This is a genomic window from Stenotrophomonas sp. I18B00994, from assembly GCF_014145825.1.
Classification (GTDB): Bacteria; Pseudomonadota; Gammaproteobacteria; order Xanthomonadales; family Xanthomonadaceae; genus Stenotrophomonas; species Stenotrophomonas maltophilia.
In genome coordinates, this window is record NZ_JACIUW010000015.1 from 60,348 (window position 1) to 78,539 (window position 18,192).

Annotated in this window: 15 protein-coding genes; 2 read left to right on the forward strand and 13 right to left on the reverse strand. The window is 67.8% G+C overall.

Features of this window, described 5'->3' with window-relative positions; translation table 11 throughout:
- Positions 1 to 36 precede the first annotated feature (36 nt).
- From H4O10_RS16070 to H4O10_RS16080, 3 genes are read right to left on the reverse strand one after another with little or no spacing between them, the layout of a single operon-like run.
- Positions 37 to 600: a hypothetical protein gene (locus H4O10_RS16070; protein WP_049453310.1), complete on the reverse strand. Its 564-nt coding sequence runs from the start codon at positions 598 to 600 to the stop codon at positions 37 to 39.
- Positions 597 to 1,796, reverse strand: coding sequence for a TonB family protein (locus H4O10_RS16075; RefSeq protein WP_049453312.1), 1,200 nt, complete (start codon positions 1,794 to 1,796; stop codon positions 597 to 599). The genes H4O10_RS16070 and H4O10_RS16075 overlap by 4 nt, the downstream gene beginning before the upstream one ends.
- Positions 1,789 to 2,154 carry a BlaI/MecI/CopY family transcriptional regulator gene (locus H4O10_RS16080; protein WP_012481135.1) on the reverse strand — a complete coding sequence of 122 codons (366 nt, stop codon included), beginning with the start codon at positions 2,152 to 2,154 and terminating at the stop codon, positions 1,789 to 1,791. The genes H4O10_RS16075 and H4O10_RS16080 overlap by 8 nt, the downstream gene beginning before the upstream one ends.
- A gap of 118 nt (positions 2,155 to 2,272) precedes the next feature.
- Between H4O10_RS16080 and H4O10_RS16085 the strand changes: the two genes are divergently transcribed.
- A complete protein-coding gene (locus H4O10_RS16085; protein WP_033834929.1) occupies positions 2,273 to 2,830 on the forward strand; it encodes a flavin reductase family protein in 558 nt (185 codons plus the stop codon).
- Between the two features lie 34 nt (positions 2,831 to 2,864).
- On the forward strand, positions 2,865 to 4,817 hold the full coding sequence (locus tag H4O10_RS16090; protein ID WP_049453314.1) for an acetyl-CoA hydrolase/transferase C-terminal domain-containing protein: 1,953 nt from the start codon (positions 2,865 to 2,867) through the stop codon (positions 4,815 to 4,817).
- 125 nt (positions 4,818 to 4,942) lie between these two features.
- Here H4O10_RS16090 and tkt read toward each other — a convergent pair whose 3' ends face one another.
- The 10 genes from tkt to H4O10_RS16140 all read right to left on the reverse strand — a co-directional run bounded on the left by tkt (position 4,943) and on the right by H4O10_RS16140 (position 18,187).
- Positions 4,943 to 6,940, reverse strand: a complete 1,998-nt coding sequence (gene tkt, locus H4O10_RS16095; protein WP_005414341.1) for a transketolase — start codon at positions 6,938 to 6,940, stop codon at positions 4,943 to 4,945.
- Between the two features lie 215 nt (positions 6,941 to 7,155).
- A complete protein-coding gene (locus tag H4O10_RS16100; RefSeq protein WP_005410848.1) occupies positions 7,156 to 8,475 on the reverse strand; it encodes a dicarboxylate/amino acid:cation symporter in 1,320 nt (439 codons plus the stop codon).
- A 57-nt stretch (positions 8,476 to 8,532) separates the two neighbouring features.
- Positions 8,533 to 10,248 carry a BatD family protein gene (locus H4O10_RS16105; RefSeq protein ID WP_049453316.1) on the reverse strand — a complete coding sequence of 572 codons (1,716 nt, stop codon included), beginning with the start codon at positions 10,246 to 10,248 and terminating at the stop codon, positions 8,533 to 8,535.
- Positions 10,245 to 12,089 carry a VWA domain-containing protein gene (locus tag H4O10_RS16110; RefSeq protein WP_049453318.1) on the reverse strand — a complete coding sequence of 615 codons (1,845 nt, stop codon included), beginning with the start codon at positions 12,087 to 12,089 and terminating at the stop codon, positions 10,245 to 10,247. The genes H4O10_RS16105 and H4O10_RS16110 overlap by 4 nt, the downstream gene beginning before the upstream one ends.
- Positions 12,086 to 13,090 (reverse strand): VWA domain-containing protein, encoded by a 1,005-nt coding sequence (locus H4O10_RS16115; RefSeq protein WP_049453320.1) that lies wholly within the window; start codon positions 13,088 to 13,090, stop codon positions 12,086 to 12,088. Before H4O10_RS16115 ends, H4O10_RS16110 begins: the two co-directional genes overlap by 4 nt.
- Positions 13,087 to 13,536: a DUF4381 family protein gene (locus tag H4O10_RS16120; RefSeq protein ID WP_049453322.1), complete on the reverse strand. Its 450-nt coding sequence runs from the start codon at positions 13,534 to 13,536 to the stop codon at positions 13,087 to 13,089. Before H4O10_RS16120 ends, H4O10_RS16115 begins: the two co-directional genes overlap by 4 nt.
- Positions 13,533 to 14,462, reverse strand: coding sequence for a DUF58 domain-containing protein (locus H4O10_RS16125; protein ID WP_049453324.1), 930 nt, complete (start codon positions 14,460 to 14,462; stop codon positions 13,533 to 13,535). Before H4O10_RS16125 ends, H4O10_RS16120 begins: the two co-directional genes overlap by 4 nt.
- A gap of 8 nt (positions 14,463 to 14,470) precedes the next feature.
- Positions 14,471 to 15,496 carry a MoxR family ATPase gene (locus H4O10_RS16130; protein ID WP_049404036.1) on the reverse strand — a complete coding sequence of 342 codons (1,026 nt, stop codon included), beginning with the start codon at positions 15,494 to 15,496 and terminating at the stop codon, positions 14,471 to 14,473.
- Between the two features lie 198 nt (positions 15,497 to 15,694).
- A complete protein-coding gene (locus H4O10_RS16135; protein ID WP_005410855.1) occupies positions 15,695 to 17,662 on the reverse strand; it encodes a type IV pilus secretin PilQ in 1,968 nt (655 codons plus the stop codon).
- 21 nt (positions 17,663 to 17,683) lie between these two features.
- Positions 17,684 to 18,187 (reverse strand): pilus assembly protein PilP, encoded by a 504-nt coding sequence (locus tag H4O10_RS16140; RefSeq protein ID WP_044571441.1) that lies wholly within the window; start codon positions 18,185 to 18,187, stop codon positions 17,684 to 17,686.
- Between the last annotated feature and the right edge of the window lie 5 nt (positions 18,188 to 18,192).

An 18,192-nucleotide genomic window follows, 5' to 3' on the forward strand; every position in this document is an offset into this window, starting at 1 on the left:
CGGGCATGGCCCGGCGCCACCCGGCATCACGCGCGATCATTTTCCCTGCGTGCGGACCGTCTGCCTGCCCTTCACGACCTCGAAGGTGAAGGCGTACTGCAGGGTGACGGCCACCGGTTCGACCCGCTCGGCACTGCGGCAGTCGCCGCGATCAGCCGGCACTTTGCCTGCCGCGAAGTGGCAGACTGCAGCGGACGAGTACTTCCACATCGCAACCGCCTCCTGCGCTGCCTGCAGCAAGGGCGCATTCTCCGGTGCCTCACCCGCACTGCATTCGCTGCGGTCGGTCAGCGGGATGCTGCGCTCAACGCTGCCCTGCGCATCCACCACCACCTGCAGGCAGACCGTAGTCGGCGGCAGCGAGGTGCGTGGATCACGCTCGCCCACTACCGGGTCCGGTGCCGTATGCAGTTGTGGCATGCGGTAGCCTTCGCTGGCGGCCAGTGCGTAGGGCCGGATCTGGCCGGTCCCTCCCCCCGCATCGGGTCGCAGGCGCTGGTGACCCACATTCTCGCTGCGGGTATCGGCGGTGGTCAGGCGATCCTGGGTTGCACATCCCGCCAGCAGCACCGCCATCATCAGCAGCGGCGCTCGCTTCACTTCGTGTCCTCGGTGTCATCCATGGCGTAGGTAATCGGGACGCGCACGGCACCGGCCACCGGCTTGCCGTTCTTCACTGCGGGCCGATAGGTCCAGCTGCGCGCCGCAGCAATCGAGACAGCATCGAACACCCCCGGATTGGTGGCGCTGAGCACCTGGACGTCGGTGGGATGGCCTTGGGCGTCCACTTCCACGCGCAGGTTCACCACGCCCACCTGGCGCTGCTCGACCGCAGATTTCGGATAGGACGGTGGCGGCATCTTGTCGACCTGGATCTCCCGGTCCATGACGGACCCTGCCGCGCCTCCCGCGCCTCCGCCCTGGCTGGCCCACGCCACCGCTCCCATTCCCAGGCACACCCCGACCACCAGTACCTGTCCCGACACCCACGGCAATGCCTTCCGCTTGGACTGCTTCAACATGGCGATGCGCTCCTTCAACACGGGTTGGCTGCGCCAATGGCAGACCGCGGGCGCAACCGGTTGGACCAGCTGCGCCTTCAGCAGCGTGCTGGCGTAGAGGCCGCGCAGCGCAGGCTGCGGGCCGATGGTGCGGGCATCGCAGGCCAGTTCCTGGTCGCGCAGGAAGCGGCGTGCGGCCCAAGGCAGCAACGGGTGGAACCAGAACACCGCGCGCACCAGCAGCAGCGCGCCGTTGGCCCAGTGGTCGCCATTGCGACGGTGGCTGCGTTCGTGCTGCAGGATCAGGTGCTGTTCCTGCGCGCTGAACTGCTGATCGAATTCCGGGCCAACCACGATGCGCGGCCGCCACAGGCCAACCAGGGCTGGCAGACCTGGGTCGCCGCTCGCCTGCCAGCTACCATCGGTGCGCGGCGTCAGTGGACCCATGCGCCGTTCGAAACGGCGCTGCGCACGCAGGTCGCGCAGCAGGCAGAGGCCCATGCCCACGGCCCAGAATGCCAGCAACAACCCGGCCCATGGCAAGGACTGGCCGGCCGCGCCATCAATGGCACCGGGCAGCACTTTCAGCGGCAGCGTGGGTACCTGCTGCAACAACGCAACCTGCGGCAACGGCAGCATCAGTGCCACCAGCAGCATCGGCAGCAGCCACCAGCTGCGGTATGCCAGACCAGCGCCCCCCAATCGCACCAGCAGCGGCCGCATCACCGCCAGCAGGACCGCGCCCACCGCCAACCACAGGCTGGCCTGCCACACTCCGTTGAGCAGCTCAGTCATGGTCCAGCTCCTGGATCAGTTTCTTCAGTTCGGCGATGTCCTGCGCACTCAACTGGCCGCGTTCGCTGAAGTGCGCGACCAACGGCGCAACGCGCCCTTCAAAGACACGGCCGATGAAGTCCTGGCTCTGCGCCTCCACCCACGCCTGGCGCTGCAGCAGCGGCCGGTACAGGTAGCGCCGGCCATCACGCTCGGCAGCAATCGCGCCCTTGGTCAGCAGACGATTGAGCAGGGTCTTGATGGTCGGTTCGGCCCAGTCGCGGTGGGCCAGTGCGGCGACCACTTCATCGGCGCTACGCGGTGCCTGCTGCCACAGCACCTCCATCACAACGGCTTCGGCTTCGCTGATCGGGGTCATGGTTTACATCCGTAATCGACGCAACGATTACGCGCGTAATCGAATCGTCTGTCAAGCCCCTCGACTCCAGGTTCATCCCGGCTGCGCCAGCATCGATGCCTCCCGCTCCAGGCCCCGGATGAAAGCGCTGCCCAAGAAGGATTTCCCGGTCGAGCAGGCCCGCCGCTTCCTCGAACCTGGCCCGATCGTGCTGGTCAGTACCGCCTGGCGTGGCCAGCGCAACCTGATGACGATGGGCTGGCACATGGTGATGGGCTTCTCGCCCTCGCTGGTCGCCACCTACCTGTGGGACGCGAACCACAGCCACGCGCTGGCCCGTGGCAGCGGCGAGTGCGTGATCAATGTGCCGGGCGTGGAACTGCTCGACACCGTGGTGGACATCGGCAACTGCAGCGGCCGCGAGGTCGACAAGTTCGCCCGTTTCGAGCTCGATGCGCTGCCCGCGCGCGAGGTCGGCGCGCCACTGGTCGGCCAATGTCATTCGAGCTTCGAATGCCGACTCTACGACGACAGCCAGGTGCAGTCGAGCAACCTGTTCATCTGGGAAATCGTGCGCGCCCACGTCGCGCCCCGGCCGAAACTGCCGCGCACGGTGCATTACCGGGGCGATGGCCAGTTCATGGTGTCCGGCACCGAAGTCTCGCGTCGACGGCGGTTCAAGCCCGACATGCTGTAATGCCAGCACTCCCCCACACGCAGGACCGCCGCGCATGACCGAACACCTCACCGACCTGGACGCCGCCGTCGACTGGTTGTTTGCGCGCGTGGACGGGCCGCTGCGGATCGGGGCACCGCTGGCACTGGGCAAGCCGCATCGGCTGCTCAATGCCCTTTATGCACGCGTCGAGCACGATCCATCGCGACCGCTGCAGCTGTATACCGCGCTGTCGCTGAACCCGCCGAAGGCGCGCGGCAACGGCCTGGAAGCGCGCTTCATGGCGCCGTTCGCGCAGCGCCATTTCGGCGACGATTTCCCGCGCCTGGCCTATGCCGATGCGATCGCGCGCGATGCGCTGCCGGCACATGTGCAGGTGGAAGAGTTCTACATGCAGTCCGGCGCCCTGCTCGGTTCGCGCCAGGCGCAATCCAGCTATACCAGCCTGAACTACACCCACGCCGCCGATGCGGTCGCGCAGCGCGCGCCGCAGGTGATCGTGCAGAAGGTGGCGATGCGGCCGAACGATCGCCGGCTTTCACTGTCGTGCAACAACGACATCACCCAGGACACGCTGGATGCGATGACCGCGCGCGGGCTGCCGCGACCGTTGCTGATCGCCGAGATCGATCCGCAGCTGCCTTACATGGGCGGCTCGGCCACGGTCGATGTGTCGTTCTTCGATCTGGTGATCACCCCGCCGCCGCCGTACCCGGCGCTGTTCGGGCTGCCGCGGCAGCCGGTGGGCGATGCCGACTACGCCATCGGCCTGTACGCCAGCACGCTGGTGCGCGACGGCGGCACCCTGCAGATCGGCATCGGCACGCTGGCCGACGCGCTCAGCCATGCGCTGGTGCTGCGCCACACCGACAACGCGCGCTACCGCCGCGTGCTGCATGCGCTGGATCCACAGCTTGCCAGCCACCCGCTGGTGCAGGAGATCGGCGGACTGGATCCGTTCGAGGTGGGCCTGTACGGCTGCAGCGAGATGCTCAACGAAGGCTTCCGCCGGCTGGTGCAGACCGGGGTGATCAAGCGCAAAGTGCACGACGACCTGGCGCTGATGCAGCGCATCGAGAACGGCAGCACGCTGTCCATCGACCACGCCACCCTGGCCGCCGAGGGCGAGTACCTGCACGGCGCGTTCTACCTGGGCTCGCCGGAGTTCTACGAGTGGCTGCGCACGCTGCCGGAAGACGAATGCCGTGCGATCGGCATGCGCCGCATCAGCGAAATCAACCAGCTGTATGGCGGCAACGAGACGCTGGAGCGCCTGCAACGCCGCCATGCGCGCTTCTTCAACTCCTGCATGATGGCCACTTCACTGGGCGCGGCCGTGTCGGATGCGCTGGACGACGGACGTGTGGTGTCCGGCGTGGGTGGCCAGTACAACTTCGTGGCGATGGCACATGCCCTGCCGGAAGCGCGCAGCGTCTTGATGTTCCGCGCGGCGCGCGATGACAAGGGCCAGCGCGAATCCAACGTGCGCTGGAACTACGGGCACACCACCATCCCCCGCCACCTGCGCGACATCTACCTCAACGAATACGGCATCGCCGATCTGCGCGGCCTGACCGACGAGGACTGCGTGCATGCGATGACGGCGATCACCGAAGCCCCGTTCCAGAGCGGCCTGCTGCAGCAGGCGCAGGCCTCGCGCAAGCTGCTGGCAGTCACGCAACCGGATCCGGAGCGCCAGCAGCGCAACACGCCACAGGCGCTGGCGGCGGCGCTGGCACCGTTCCGTGCCGATGGCAGCCTGCCCGACTATCCGCTCGGCAGCGATTTCAACGAGATCGAACAGGTGCTGGTCAAGGCGCTGGGTTGGCTGAAGGCCAACACGCAGACCCGCGGCGACAAGCTGCGCACGGTCTGGGCGGCTCTGCGGCAACCGGCCGGCGACGGCGATGCGGTGTACCTGCAGCGCATGGGTCTACAGGCCCCGAAGGATTTCGCCGAACGTCTGGACGCGCGACTGCTGCGGCTGGCGCTGGCGCGTACCGCCTGAGAAAAGGGGACGGAGGGGATTAAGTCGCATGTGCACAAACGACTTAATCCCCTCCGTCCCCTTTTTCCTGCGGCAAAGAAAAGGCCGGCGTGCGCCGGCCTTTCCTCATTACGTCGCGAAGCTGCTTACAGCGACTTGGCCGCTTCCACCACGTGGGCAGTGGTGATGCCGAAGTGCTTGTACAGCTGGTCGGCCGGGGCCGAGGCACCGAAGGTGTCGATACCGATCACGGCACCGTCCAGGCCGACGAACTGGCGCCAGAAACCGGTGACGCCGGCTTCCACCGCCACGCGCTTGCGCACGGCGTTCGGCAGCACCGATTCACGGTAGGCCGCATCCTGGCGCAGGAACACGTCGGTGGACGGCATCGAGACCACGCGGGTCTTGAGGCCGGCCGCGTCCAGCTGGGCCTTGGCTTCGGTGGCCAGCGAGACTTCCGAACCGGTGGCGATCAGGATCACGTCCGGGGTACCGTCGGCATCGGCCAGCACGTAGCCACCGCGCTCGATCTGGGCGATCTGCTCGGCGTTGCGCGGCTGGTGCGGCAGGTTCTGGCGGCTGAACACCAGGCAGCTCGGGCCGTCCTGGCGGGTGATCGCAGCCTTCCAGCTCACCGCCGACTCGACCGCATCGCACGGACGCCACACGTCGTTGTTCGGGATGTAGCGCAGCGAGGCCAGGTGCTCCACCGGCTGGTGGGTCGGACCGTCTTCGCCCAGGCCGATCGAGTCGTGGGTGTAGACGTGGATGGCGTGGGCCGGGATCAGCGCGCTCATGCGCACGCCGTTGCGGGCGTAGTCGCTGAACACCAGGAAGGTGGCGTCGAACGGAATGAAGCCACCGTGCAGGGCCAGGCCGTTGGCGATGGCGGTCATGCCGAACTCGCGCACGCCGTAGTACACGTAGTTGGCGTTGGCGTCGTCGCTGGCAACCGATTTGCTGCCCTTCCACAGGGTCAGGTTGGAGTGCGCCAGGTCGGCCGAGCCGCCGACGATTTCCGGCAGCAGCGGTGCGTAGGCTTCGATGGCCAGCTGCGAGGCCTTGCGCGAGGCGATCGTCGGGCCTTCAGCGGCCACCTGGGCGATGTAGGCATCGGCCTTGGCAACGAAGTCGGCCGGCAGTTCGCCATGCGAGCGGCGGGTCAGTTCGGCCGCTTCAGCCGGGTACTGGCTGGCGTACTTGTCGAACAGCTGTTCCCATTCGGCCTGACGCAGCGTGCCGGCGCCGTTGGCGCGCCAGCCGTCGTAGATCGCCTGCGGGATCTCGAACGGACCGTATTCCCAGCCCAGCTGCTTGCGGGTGGCTTCCAGTTCGTCCTTGCCCAGCGGTGCGCCGTGGCTGGATTCCTTGCCCGCCTTGTTCGGCGAACCAAAGCCAATGGTGGTGCGGCAGCAGATCAGGGTCGGCTTGTCGCTCTGCGACAGCGCGGCCTCGATGCCGGCCTTGATGCTCTCCGGGTCATGGCCATCGACATCGCGCACCACGTTCCAGCCATAGGCCTCGAAACGCTCCGGGGTGTTGTCGGTGAACCAGCCTTCGACGTTGCCGTCGATGGAGATGTGGTTGTTGTCCCAGAAGCAGACCAGCTTGTGCAGGCCCCAGGTACCGGCCAGCGAAGCGGCTTCATGCGACACGCCTTCCATCAGGCAGCCATCGCCCATGAACACCCAGGTGCGGTGGTCGACCACTTCCAGCTCCGGGCGGTTGAAGCGCTGTGCCAGCAGCTTCTCGGCCAGGGCGAAGCCCACGGCATTGGCGAAACCCTGGCCCAGCGGGCCGGTGGTGGTTTCCACGCCCGGGGTCTCGTGGCGCTCCGGGTGACCGGCGGTGTGGCTGCCCAGCTGGCGGAACAGCTTCAGCTGCTCGATCGGCAGGTCGTAACCACTCAGGTGCAGCAGCGCGTACTGCAGCATCGAACCGTGGCCGTTGGACAGCACGAAACGGTCGCGGTTGAACCAGTGCGGGTTGCTCGGGTTATGGCGGAGGTAGTCGTTCCAGAGGACTTCGGCGATGTCGGCCATGCCCATGGGCATGCCGGGGTGGCCGGACTTTGCGGTTTCAACCGCATCGGCGGCAAGGAAGCGGATGGCGTTGGCCAACTGGCGACGGGTAGGCTGCGTCATGGTTCTGTCGGAATCGGGAGGCGGCCGCGGACGTGCGGGCGGCCTATTGTCCCATAGTCGCCGGGCGGGGGGTCGGTTCACCTTGCCCGGTCGTGCCGGCCGCTGGCCGGCAACGTCGTCATCTCCCCCGGATTCCGCATGTGAAGCGGGGTCGGAGCCCTTTCCCTGCGGAAAGGAATCCGACCCCGATCAGGTCGCCAGCAGTGGCGTTGGACTCAGTCCTGCTGCGGGCCCAGCGCCGGGCCGTCGTGCGATTCGCCCTTGGCCACCAGGGTGGTCAGGGCCAGGTCGCCGGTCACGTTCAGCGCGGTACGGCACATGTCCAGGAAGTGGTTCACGCCCAGGATCAGGCCGATGCCCAGCGGGTTCACGCCCACCATCGCACAGATCATCGCCACCACCGGCAGCGAGCCCGACGGCACGCCGGCGGTGCCGATGCCACCGAGGATGCAGACCGCCATCACCATGATCTGCTGGCCGATGCTCAGGTCCACGCCGAAGAACTGGGCCAGGAAGATCACCGTCACGCCCTCGAACAGCGCGGTGCCGTTCTGGTTGGCGGTGGCGCCCACGGTCAGCACGAAGCGCGACACGCGCTGCGGCAGGCCCATCTGGTCGGCCACGCGCAGCGCGGTCGGCAGGGTGGCGTTGCTGGAGGCGGTGGAGAACGCCATCACCGTCGCTTCCTGGGTATCGCGGAAGAACGACAGCGGCGAACGGCCGGACAGCCACACGGCGGTACCGTAGGTCACGATCATGTGCAGGCCGAGTGCCAGCACCACCACGCCCACGTAGGCACCGAGGCGGATGATCAGCTCGAAGCCGAACAGCGCGGCCAGGTTGAACATGAAGCAGGCCACCGCATACGGAGCCAGGCGGATGACCAGGTTGATCAGGGTCATCGAGATTTCGAACACGCCCTCGATGGCGCGGCGCAGCGGGGCCACCTTCTCGTTGTCGGTCAGCACCATGCCGATGCCGAACATCAGTGCGAAGAACATCAGCGACAGGATCGCGCCGTTGTCGGACGCGGCCTGCAGCACGTTGCTCGGCACGATCGACAGCAGCATGTCCATGCCCTTCGGCGTGCCATGGATGCCAGCAACGATTTCCTTGCTGCGCTCGGCATTCTCCGAGAGCATCATCGCGGCGACCTGCGGATCGACGCCGGCACCCGGCTTGAGCAGGTTGACCAGCACCAGGCCGATGCCCACGGCAATGCCGGACAGCAGCACGGTATACGCCAGGGTCTTCCAGCCGATGCGGCCAAGGGCGCGGATGTCGCCCATCTCCGACACGCCCATGATCAGCGCCGAGAAGATCAGCGGCACGATCAGCATGAAGATCAGGTTGAGGAACAGGCCCGACGCCGGGGTGGTGATGTAGTCCATTACCCACTTGGCACCGGCCTGCAGACCATCGACGCTGCCGCCCAGGGCGTGCACGATCAGTCCCAGGATAAGGCCGATCGCAAAGCCGATGCCCATCTTCCAATGCAGGGGCAACTTCTTCTTGTCGGCAGCAGCTGCTGTCATGCGCGGGTTTCCTCGAAAAATGAATGCACTCTAACAAAGCGCGCAAGCGGCGCCGGTTCAGGTTCGCCGCGTTGGATACAGCGGCGCCAGGCCAGTGTCAGCGGCGCCGGTAGCCGCCGACCAGTGCGGTCCGTCACGGAAGACCTCGCGCAGACGCGCGCGCAGCGATGCCAGGTCGCCCCGCCCGCCCCAGCGTGCCTGCTGCAGGTCCTGCAGCACCTGGCGCTGGCCAGGGTCATCCAACCGCGCGATGACCTGCTCGATGCGCTCAACCCCGGCCATCGCGCACAGCTGCGCTTCCACCTGATCGAAGCCTTCGCCATCCAGCGTGCGGCGCAGTTCGGTCAGGCCGGCACGTCCGCGCGCCACAGTCGGCACAGAGCGCCTGCCGGCTGCAGGCGTCGCCGCACGCGGTCGGCGGCCTCGCTGCCAGCCCCACAACAGGGTCAGCAGCCACAGCAGCGCCAGTCCAATGGCCGCGCCCATCCACGGCCACGAGCGTTCGGCCAGGCCGCTGGCGCGCGGATCGGTCGCGGCGATGCGGCTGTCCTGGCCATCGCCACCCGGCAGCGCAGCATCGGTGTCGATCGGCGGCAGCGGCGCAGGTGAAGCACTGCCACCGCCACTGCCGGCTGCGACAGCCAGTGTCAGGTCCGGCAGCTTCGCTTCCTGCGCCTTGCCTGCGCGCACATCCCACCACGGCAGGCGCGGCCCCGGCACCACCAGCGAGCCTGGCTGGCGCGGCACGATCGAATAGCGGCGGGTGATCTTCAGCCGCGGGGTGCTGCCATTGAACGATTCTTCGTACTGCGCAGGTTCGGCGAATACCTGCGCACGGGTGCCCAGATCCGGCACCGGCAGGTCGGTGAACTGTGCGCGGGTTGCCCCTTCGGCAATCGCCTCGACCACCACAGTGGCGGCCTCACCGGTACGGGCGCTGGTCGGCGCACTGGTGTAGCGCAGCTGGAGGCTCTGCAGCGGAAGCCATGGCTGCGGCGCCTGTGCCGGTTGCGCCTGCACCTGCAGCGTGCGGTCGGCGCCGGTGGCATTCATGCGGCCGTCGCCGCCGCCGAAGAAGTCGTCGAAGAAGCCACCGGCACTGCGCCCACTGAAGCGCGCACCGGCCAGCCGAAGTGCACCGCTGCGCTCGGGGATCAGCAGGAAGCGGCGCTCGACCACGTTGTAGCGGCGGCCGTTGACCTGCCGCACATCGGTGCGGTCATCGCCTACCCGCTGCAGCGACGCACCCGCCGGGGTATCCAGCACCAGTTCGCCAGAGGCCAGCTGAGAGGCGAAGAACAGCCTCACCACCACGCCTACGCTCTGCTGCACGTACGGCGTTTCGTCATCGACAACGGTTTCGATGAATGCCACCGCATTGCTGTCGGGGCCGGCCACGGCAGCGGCATCCACCTGCAGGGTCAGCGGCGCGGTACGTGCACTGCCCACCTGCAGGCCCGGCACCACCAGTGCACCGCTGCGCCGTGGCGTCAGCGCCACGCCATACAGGTTGCGCTGCTGCATGCTGCCGTTGCTCCACTCCACCTGGCGGCTGCTGGTCTGCCCGCTGAGGTCGAAATCGGTGCGCAACGGTGTGAAGTCAGGGGCGCCCTGGTCGCTCTCGACATTGAGCGTGACCGTGTCGCCCATCGCGATGCGGTCGCGGTCAAGCCAAGCGCGCGGCTGCGCCCAGGCCAGCAGCGGCAGCCACAGCAGCAGCGCCGCCAGTACCTGTCGGGGCCAGTGCCCGTGCATGTTGATCGCCCGCGTCATCGCCCTTCCCTCTTCCTGCGTTCATTTTCCAGCTGGAACTTGGCCCGCAGCAATGCGCCCGGATCATCCGGCACGCGCCGCATCCACGCCTCGACCGCCTGTTGCTCCTCGCGTTGGCGCGGAGTAGTGCCGTCACTGCCCGGCACGGGTTTGCCATCCTGTTCGCCCTTGCCCTCACGTGCCTGCTGCATCGCCTGCTGCATGCGCAGGCGCTGCTGCTCATCAGCCTGGGCCTGCGCCTTGGCATCCTCCACCTGTGGTGGCGCCTGCTGTCCATCACGGCCACGCTCACCGGGCTGAGGCGCCGACTGCGCGTCGTCGTCACCCGCCTTGGGCTGCCCCTGCTGGCCCTGCTGAGATGGTGGCTGACCCTGTCCTGGATCCTTCTGGCCCTGCTGCGGTTGCTGGCCCTGCGGGTTCCGCTGGCCCTGTGAATTGTTCTGCTGCTTCTGCTGCCCGTTCTGCTGCGGTTTCTGCTGGTCCTGGCCCTGCCCCCCCGACTGCTTGCGCTTGCGTGCGGCATCAACCACGGCACGGTTGGCGGCCGCATCGGCCATGCCGGGATGCAGCGCCAGCGCGCGGTCGTAGGCGGCGATGGCTTCGTCGTAGCTGCCCTGGCGCGCCAGCGTGTTGGCCAGGTTGTACCAGCCCGCATCACTGTCGATGCCCTCGAACTGCTTGCGCGCAGTGGAGAAGTCGCCCGCGCGATAGGCCTGCACGCCGTCGGCCAGGCGCTGGTGCTGCAACTGATCGGCGCGCTTCCACAGCGTGCCCTGCGATGACGGCGAAGCGGGCGCTGAAGGTGCCTGCGCCTGCACATCCCCCATCCAAGGCAACAGGCCCACCGCCAGCACTGCGGCCAGCAGCGCGCGGCGTCGGAAGGCGAGCAGCGCCAACAGCATCACCGGTGGCAGCAGCCAGAATCCTTCATCGCGCCATTGCCTACCCTCGCCGGGCCGCTGCGCCGCAGTACCTTCGCGTGCATCAAGCACACCCAGTGCGCGCAGGTCACTGCCATCGGCGGTGATGCGCGCATAGCGACCGCCACCTGCCGTCGCCACCGCACGCAGGCGACCTTCGTCCAGCGCAGCCTGGCGGATCTGTCCGCTGTCGTCACGATACGCCGCACCCGCCGGTGTACCGAGCCCCAGCACCGACACCTGCAGGCCGAGACCACGTGCCTGCGCGGCCGCCAATGCAGCTTCACCATCAGCTTGATCGGTGACCAGCAGAATCTGTCCCTGCGGTGCAGCGATCTGCCGCATCAGCCGCGTGGCCCAGTCGATGCCACGGTCGGCACGCTGGCCATCGCGCGGCATCACATCCGGTGACAAGGCATCCAGATACAGCGCGACGTTGCTGCCGTCATCGGTCAGCGGCGCGACGGTGTAGGCATCTTCGGCGTACACCACCAGCCCCACCTGCCCACCCTTGCGCGCGCGCAGGAGCTCGCCGACCTTGGCCCGTGCCTGCAGCAGGCGCGACGGTGGCAGGTCGGTGGCAGCGATGCGGCTGGACAGATCCAGCACGATCAGCAGCGGTGCGCTGGGCTGGAACATCGGCTGTGACTGCTGCCGCCAGCTCGGCCCCGCCATCGCCAGTGCTGCCAGCGTCCACCCCAGCAGCACTGCCAATGGAAGCCGCACGCGACGGCGAGCACCGGCCACCAGCAGATGCGGCAACAGGTGCGCATCCACCGCCTGCCGCCACGCATCGCTGCGCCGCTGCCGGTAGAGTGCCACGGCGAGAATCACCGGCAAGGCCAGCAAGGCCCACAGCCATTCCGGGCGCAGGAAGTGCAGCGCATTCCAGTCGGGAAGATGGGATGCCAACGCGATCATCGACGGCGCTCCGGCCACATCCAGGCCAATGCCCCCAGCAGCAAGGCCAGGCCCAACGGCCATGCGTAGCGTTCCTCACGCGGGCGCAGGCTCGGTCCCTTCGCCGCGATCGGCTCCAGCCGGTCCAGTTCGCCGTAGATGCCGGCCAGCTGCGCGGTATCGCGTGCGCGGAAGAACTGGCCACCTGTCAGGCTGGCAATCTTCTTCAACGTGGCCTCGTCGACCGGGTCCTGGTCGGCGGAAATGGGGATACCAAACAGGCGCATGCTTCCATCGCCACCAAACGCAACGGTGTGGATGCGTACACCTTCGGCCTGCGCGACTTCGGCCGCACGCAGCGGTTCGAGCACGCCGGCATTGCTGACGCCGTCGGTCAGCAGGATCAGTACACGTTGCCCTTCCGGCTGACTGCGCAGGCGCTTCACCGCCAGGCCGATGGCATCACCGATGGCCGTCTCGCGCCCGGCCAGGCCGACCACGCTGTCGCGCAGCTGGTCGCGCACACTGGTCAGGTCCGCAGTGAGTGGGGTGAGCGTATAAGCGCGGTCGCCGAAGATCAGCAAGCCGATGCGATCGCCGGCACGACGATCCAGGAAATCAGCCAGCACGGCCTTGGCTGCGGTGAGGCGATCTACCGCCTGCCCACCCAGCACCATGTCGCCCTCGCCCATGCTGCCGGATACGTCCATCGCCAGCATCATCTGCCGGCCCTGCTGCGGTGGCGTGATCGCTTCGCCCAGCTGTTGCGGGCGAGCCAGTGCGACGCACAGCGCGCACCAGCCCAGCCACAACAGCAGCGTACGCAGCCACGACACATCGACGCGGCCGCCACCGGCCAGCGCTTCCAGTTCCGTCGCCGCATAGGGCACGCGCAGCGCAGCGCCGGGATCGGCACGACGCTTCCACCAGCGCATCAGCAGTGGCAGCGGCAACGCCAGCAGGGCCAGCGGCCACGCCAGCTGCAGGTCCGGCCATGGCCAGTAACTTGCCAGCAGGTTCATTGGCGGCGCTCCAGCAGCATCGCCAGGTAGCGCTCGCGCGCCCAGCTACGCACGGCCGCCACTTCGCTGGCGTCCACGCGGGGACGATAGGCACCTTCGGCCAGCAGGCTGCGGCGCGCATCCGGCAACGTGCCCTTCGGATCCACGCGCTGCCACCAGGCATCGTCACGCAAGGATTCACTGCCGGGCTGTGCCTGTCGCGCGGCGCGACGCAGCAGGCCGGCGATCGCCGCCAGTTCCGCGGTGGCATCGGCGGTGGTGGCCAGCTCCTGGTCGAACGCCTGCAACCAGCGTTGGCGACGACGGCGGCGTTTCCACCACAGCAGGGCCAGCGCCAGGATCACCAGCAACACCGCGCCACCGACCATCAGATAGCCGGGGGCCGGCGGCCACCACGACGGTGCCGGCGGCAACTGCACATCGCGCAGCGGAAGGTTGGCGCTCATGCCGGCACCTCGGTTACCGGTGGTGCCAACCAAGCGTCGCTGGGCGCATCGGTGGACAACACCTGCACGTCAACGCGGCGTGCGCCGAGCTGGCGGCGCAGCGCCTGCAGTGGTTCGACGAAGTGCGCCTGCCAGTGCGCCTGCACCTCGCTGCGACGCAGGTCGAGGCCAATGCGCTGCTGCGCGGCCTGGAACTGCAGGGCCGCCGAGGGCGGTTGCAGCTCGAGGGGATCGACCAGCAGCACCAGGCTGAGGTCATGGTGCTGGGCCAGCGCGCTCCAGCGCACGACGGGAATCCGCGCGGCCTGCTGCGGATCGGCCAGCACCAGCATGCGCGCCCCGGGGCGCAGCACGCGGGCGGCATGGTCCAGCGCGCGCTCCAGGCCGAGATCGTCGGCGGGCGGCTGTGTGTACCAGCGGGTGAGCGCGTCGAGCACGCGCAGTACACCACGCGGCCCACCCGCAGGTGCAATCGGCGCTTCGCGGTCACTCCCGCGCAGGGCACCCACGCGGTCACCGCGACGCTGTGCCGACCACGCGGCAACGGCGCCCGCGCGGGCCGCCTGCACCGACTTGAATCGCACGCGGGTGCCGAAATACAGCGCCGGCGACGTATCGGCCACGATCAGGCTGACCCGCTCGCGTTCGGCCTGGAAAAGCTTGGTATGGGCACGCCCGGTCCGCGCGGTCACGCGCCAGTCGATATGCCGGGCATCATCACCGGCCACGTACTCGCGTGACTCGGCGTACTCCATGCCACGCCCACGCAGCGGCGACGGCGCCTGCCCGGCATTACCGGCACGACCACGGCGCGGCGGCGGCGGCCGCTGTGCCAGCCGGCGCAGCGCCACCAGCTCGGACAGGTGCGGGCGCAATCCGTCGCCATCACTGACGGTGGATGCGGCTTCCAGGGATCGATCGGTCATGCGCGGGCTCAGGGTGCCGGCACCCGGGCCAGCAGCTCCTGCACCAGGCGTTCGCCATCCCAGCCTTCGGCGGTGGCTTCGTAGCTGGGCAGCACGCGATGGCGCAGCACGTCGGCGGCGACCGCACGCACATCGTCGGGGGTGACGAAGTCACGGCCGGCCAACCAGGCGCGTGCACGTGCGCAGCGTTCCAACGCAATGGAGCCACGCGGGCTTGCGCCCCAGGCGATGCGGCGCCCGAGGCCGGCGTCATAGCGCGACGGATCACGCGACGCCAGCACAAGTTCGACCAGATAGCGTTCCAATGCCGGTGCCATATGCAGGTCCAGCACTTCGCGGCGGGCATCGAACACATCCTGCATCGGCAGCTTCTCCGGTGCGGGTGCCGCTTCGCCCAGTGCGCCACGGGCACGCTCGCGGGCGAGCCGCAGGATCTCCGATTCGGCCGCCTGGTCCGGATAGCCGATGCGTACGTGCATCAGGAAACGGTCCAGCTGCGCTTCCGGCAGCGGGAAGGTACCTTCCTGCTCGATCGGATTCTGCGTGGCCATCACCAGGAACAGCGGCGGCAATGCATAGGTGTGGCGGCCAACGGTGACCTGGCGCTCGCCCATCGCTTCCAGCAAGGCCGACTGCACCTTGGCCGGCGCACGGTTGATTTCATCGGCCAGCAGGATCGGATGGAAGATCGGGCCGGGTACGAATTCGAAGCGCCCTTCCTGCGGGCGCCAGATCTCGGTGCCGGTCAGGTCGGCCGGCAGCAGGTCGGGGGTGAACTGCACGCGGGCGAAATCCGCCTCCAGGCGCGAGGCCAGCGCGCGGATGGCCGTGGTCTTGGCCAGGCCCGGCGCGCCCTCCACCAGCAGGTGGCCGTCGGCCAGCAATGCGATCAACAGGCGTTCGACCAGGGCCGCCTGGCCGACGATTTCGGCCGACAGCGCGTCGCGCAGCTGGTTGAAGGCGCCATGCAGGCGGGAGGTGGCCGGCGCGGGCGGCGGGGAGATGGTTTCGGGCATCGGCGGTGGCAGGTTCATGGGGGCCTTTGACCGGCGCGGGACGGCACGGGTTCCCGACATCATCGCAGGGTGCCTTGCGATTGGCATCAAGAACGGCTGAACGGGCAACTCATCCACGCATGGCGTGGATCTACCGGATCATCCGCGGATTACGTCCGGCATGAACGAAGAAGGGCCGCACATGGCGGCCCTTCTTCGTATCGCGGGTGCGCTGGCTCAGTTCTGCCTGGCCACGCGCAGCACCTTCGGGGTGACGAACACCAGCAGCTCGGCCTTGTCCTTGCTGCGGCCACGCTTCTTGAACAGGTTGCCCAGGAACGGCACATCGCCCAGGAACGGAACCTTGCTGATGCTGTTGCGATCGGTGAACTCGTACACACCACCGATGACCACGGTCTGCCCGTCCTCGACCAGCACCGCGGTGTTCACCTCGCGGCGGTTGATCGACGGCACGGTGCCATAGCCTTCCAGCTGGATCAGCCGGTCCACTTCATCCTTCTTCACCTGCATGTTGAGGAACACGCGGTTGTCGTTGGTGATGGTCGGGGTGACCTTCAGTTCCAGCACCACTTCCTTGAACTGCACGTTCGGCGTAGCGACACCGCCCGCACCGGCGCTGATGGTCACATAGCCGATTTCCTTACCCTGCTTGATCAGAGCCTCGCGCTGGTTGGTGGTGACCACGCGCGGGTTGGAGATCACTTCACCACGCGACTCTTCCTGCATGGCCGACAGCTCGACGTCCAGCAGGTAGCCGGCATTGAGGATCGACAGCGCAAGCGAGCCTGCCGGGTTGGTGGACGCCGCCGGCATGGCCCAGTTCAGGCCACGGGTGATTGCCGAGCCGACCGGCACCGGCGCCGGGCCCGTACTGCCACCGGCCAGCCAGTCGCGGTAGGCCTTGGCGTTGGTCGCATTGGCTTCGACCTGCGACTTGCGGGTTGCCTCGTTGGCTTCCAGATTGCCACTGAAGTAGGCGTTGTCGCGGCTGCCACTGATGCCGAACCGCGCACCCAGCTCACGCGCGAACGTATCGGTGGCGATCACGATGCGGCTTTCGATCAGCACCTGGTCGACCGGGCGGTCGATCACGTTGATCAGCTCACGCATGCGCGCGATCTTCTTCGGAATGTCGCTGATCATCAGCGTGTTGGTGCGCTCGTCGGCAACGATGCGGCCACGGCCGGACAGGAAGCCGCTTTCCTCCTGCGACGACCCACCGCCACCGCCACCTGCGCCACCACCGCCACCGCCGCCGATGCCCTTGGCTTCGGTCAGGGCTTTGAAGATCTGGGTGGCGCTGTGGTAGTTGATCTGGACGTAATCGGTCACCAGGTCTTCGCGGTTCTCGATGGCGATGCGCGCGTCTTCCTTCTCCTGCTCGAACTTGGCCAGCTCGGCCTGCGGGCCGACCCAGATCACGCTGCCATCGCGTCGCTTGTCCAGGCCCTTGGCACGCAGCACGATGTCCAGTGCCTGGTCCCACGGCACGTTGACCAGGCGCAGCGTCACATTGCCCTGCACCGAGTCGGAGGCCACCACGTTGAGGTTGGACTCTTCGGCGATCAACTGCAGCACGGTGCGCACCGGCACGTCCTGGAAGTTGAAGGTCACCGGCTTGCCGGTGAAGCCACGCTGGCCGACGGCCTTTGCGGCCTGGGTGACGCTGCCGGCGGTCACTGCACCGACGGCGGCCGGAGCCTGTCGCGCGCTGATCTCCACCACATATTCGTTGCCGCTCTGGTAGGCCAGCGACTCCACCGCACCGCCGGTGCTCAGCACCAGCTGGGTGCCGGCGCCGGACGGCTTGGCGTCGATGCGCTGCACCGGCGTGGCGAAGTCGACGACGTTCAACGGCTTCTGCAGGTTGGCCGGCAGGCGGGCATTGCCCACGTCGACCACCACGCTGTTGCCCTGCGTGCGCAGGTCCGGGATCGCGCCCTGGCCGTCAAACTGCACGATCAGGCGGCCCGCGCCATCATCGCCGCGCTTGAAATCGATCTTGGCCACCGACAGGCCGGCCGGTGCCGCGGCCGGTGCGACGGTGGTGCCCACCGGCTTCTCCGCCGGTGCGGCGGCCAGCGCCGGAGCGCAGGCCAGCATCAGCGCGACTCCCAACGCGCTGACACGGTTCAAGGTAGAGCGCCGGTTGGGACGCAGCCCCTTGGCTTGGTGAAAGGTCATCGTGCTATCCCCAGTAAACGATCATTGATCTTCAAGCGAGAGCGTTGCCGGCCGTTCCAGCCAGCCACCCGCGCCATCCGGCACCAGTTCGATCAGCTCCACACGGTCTTCGAAGACCGCAGTGACCCGCCCGTCGCTCTGCCCCAGGTAACCGCCCGGGCGCACCCGGTAGGTCACCTTGTCCGGCCCCATCACCAGTGCGACGGTGCCGCCGCCGGTGCCGATGGTACCGACCATGTCCAGTGCGTCCAGCGGGAAGCCCTCCAGGGGCTCCTTGCGCCGGTTCGGATCCGGCCGCAATCCGCCATTCCCCTGCGGATTGGTCCAGGCATCGGTGAACGGATCACGCAGGCCCTGCGCGGAGTATTCGAAGGTCTCGAACTGCTGCATCACAGGCAACGGTTCCAGCGGCTGCGCCGGCCGGGCACGTTCGCCTTCCACCCACTTCTCGAGATTCGGCGCATCGCCCGGCGTGCTGGTCACGCCACGGCCGCAGGCAGCCAGCAGCAATACGGCAGCGGCCATCCCGC

Bases quoted from the DNA above. Each gene is read 5' to 3' on its own strand.
- H4O10_RS16075 (WP_049453312.1), bottom strand. From the start codon at position 1,796: ATGACTGAGCTGCTCAACGGAGTGTGGCAGGCCAGCCTGTGGTTGGCG.
- H4O10_RS16080 (WP_012481135.1), bottom strand. From the start codon at position 2,154: ATGACCCCGATCAGCGAAGCCGAAGCCGTTGTGATGGAGGTGCTGTGG.
- H4O10_RS16085 (WP_033834929.1), top strand. From the start codon at position 2,273: ATGAAAGCGCTGCCCAAGAAGGATTTCCCGGTCGAGCAGGCCCGCCGC.
- H4O10_RS16090 (WP_049453314.1), top strand. From the start codon at position 2,865: ATGACCGAACACCTCACCGACCTGGACGCCGCCGTCGACTGGTTGTTT.
- tkt (WP_005414341.1), bottom strand. From the start codon at position 6,940: ATGACGCAGCCTACCCGTCGCCAGTTGGCCAACGCCATCCGCTTCCTT.
- H4O10_RS16100 (WP_005410848.1), bottom strand. From the start codon at position 8,475: ATGACAGCAGCTGCTGCCGACAAGAAGAAGTTGCCCCTGCATTGGAAG.
- H4O10_RS16105 (WP_049453316.1), bottom strand. From the start codon at position 10,248: ATGACGCGGGCGATCAACATGCACGGGCACTGGCCCCGACAGGTACTG.
- H4O10_RS16110 (WP_049453318.1), bottom strand. From the start codon at position 12,089: ATGATCGCGTTGGCATCCCATCTTCCCGACTGGAATGCGCTGCACTTC.
- H4O10_RS16115 (WP_049453320.1), bottom strand. From the start codon at position 13,090: ATGAACCTGCTGGCAAGTTACTGGCCATGGCCGGACCTGCAGCTGGCG.
- H4O10_RS16120 (WP_049453322.1), bottom strand. From the start codon at position 13,536: ATGAGCGCCAACCTTCCGCTGCGCGATGTGCAGTTGCCGCCGGCACCG.
- H4O10_RS16125 (WP_049453324.1), bottom strand. From the start codon at position 14,462: ATGACCGATCGATCCCTGGAAGCCGCATCCACCGTCAGTGATGGCGAC.
- H4O10_RS16130 (WP_049404036.1), bottom strand. From the start codon at position 15,496: ATGAACCTGCCACCGCCGATGCCCGAAACCATCTCCCCGCCGCCCGCG.
- H4O10_RS16135 (WP_005410855.1), bottom strand. From the start codon at position 17,662: ATGACCTTTCACCAAGCCAAGGGGCTGCGTCCCAACCGGCGCTCTACC.
- H4O10_RS16140 (WP_044571441.1), bottom strand. From the start codon at position 18,187: ATGGCCGCTGCCGTATTGCTGCTGGCTGCCTGCGGCCGTGGCGTGACC.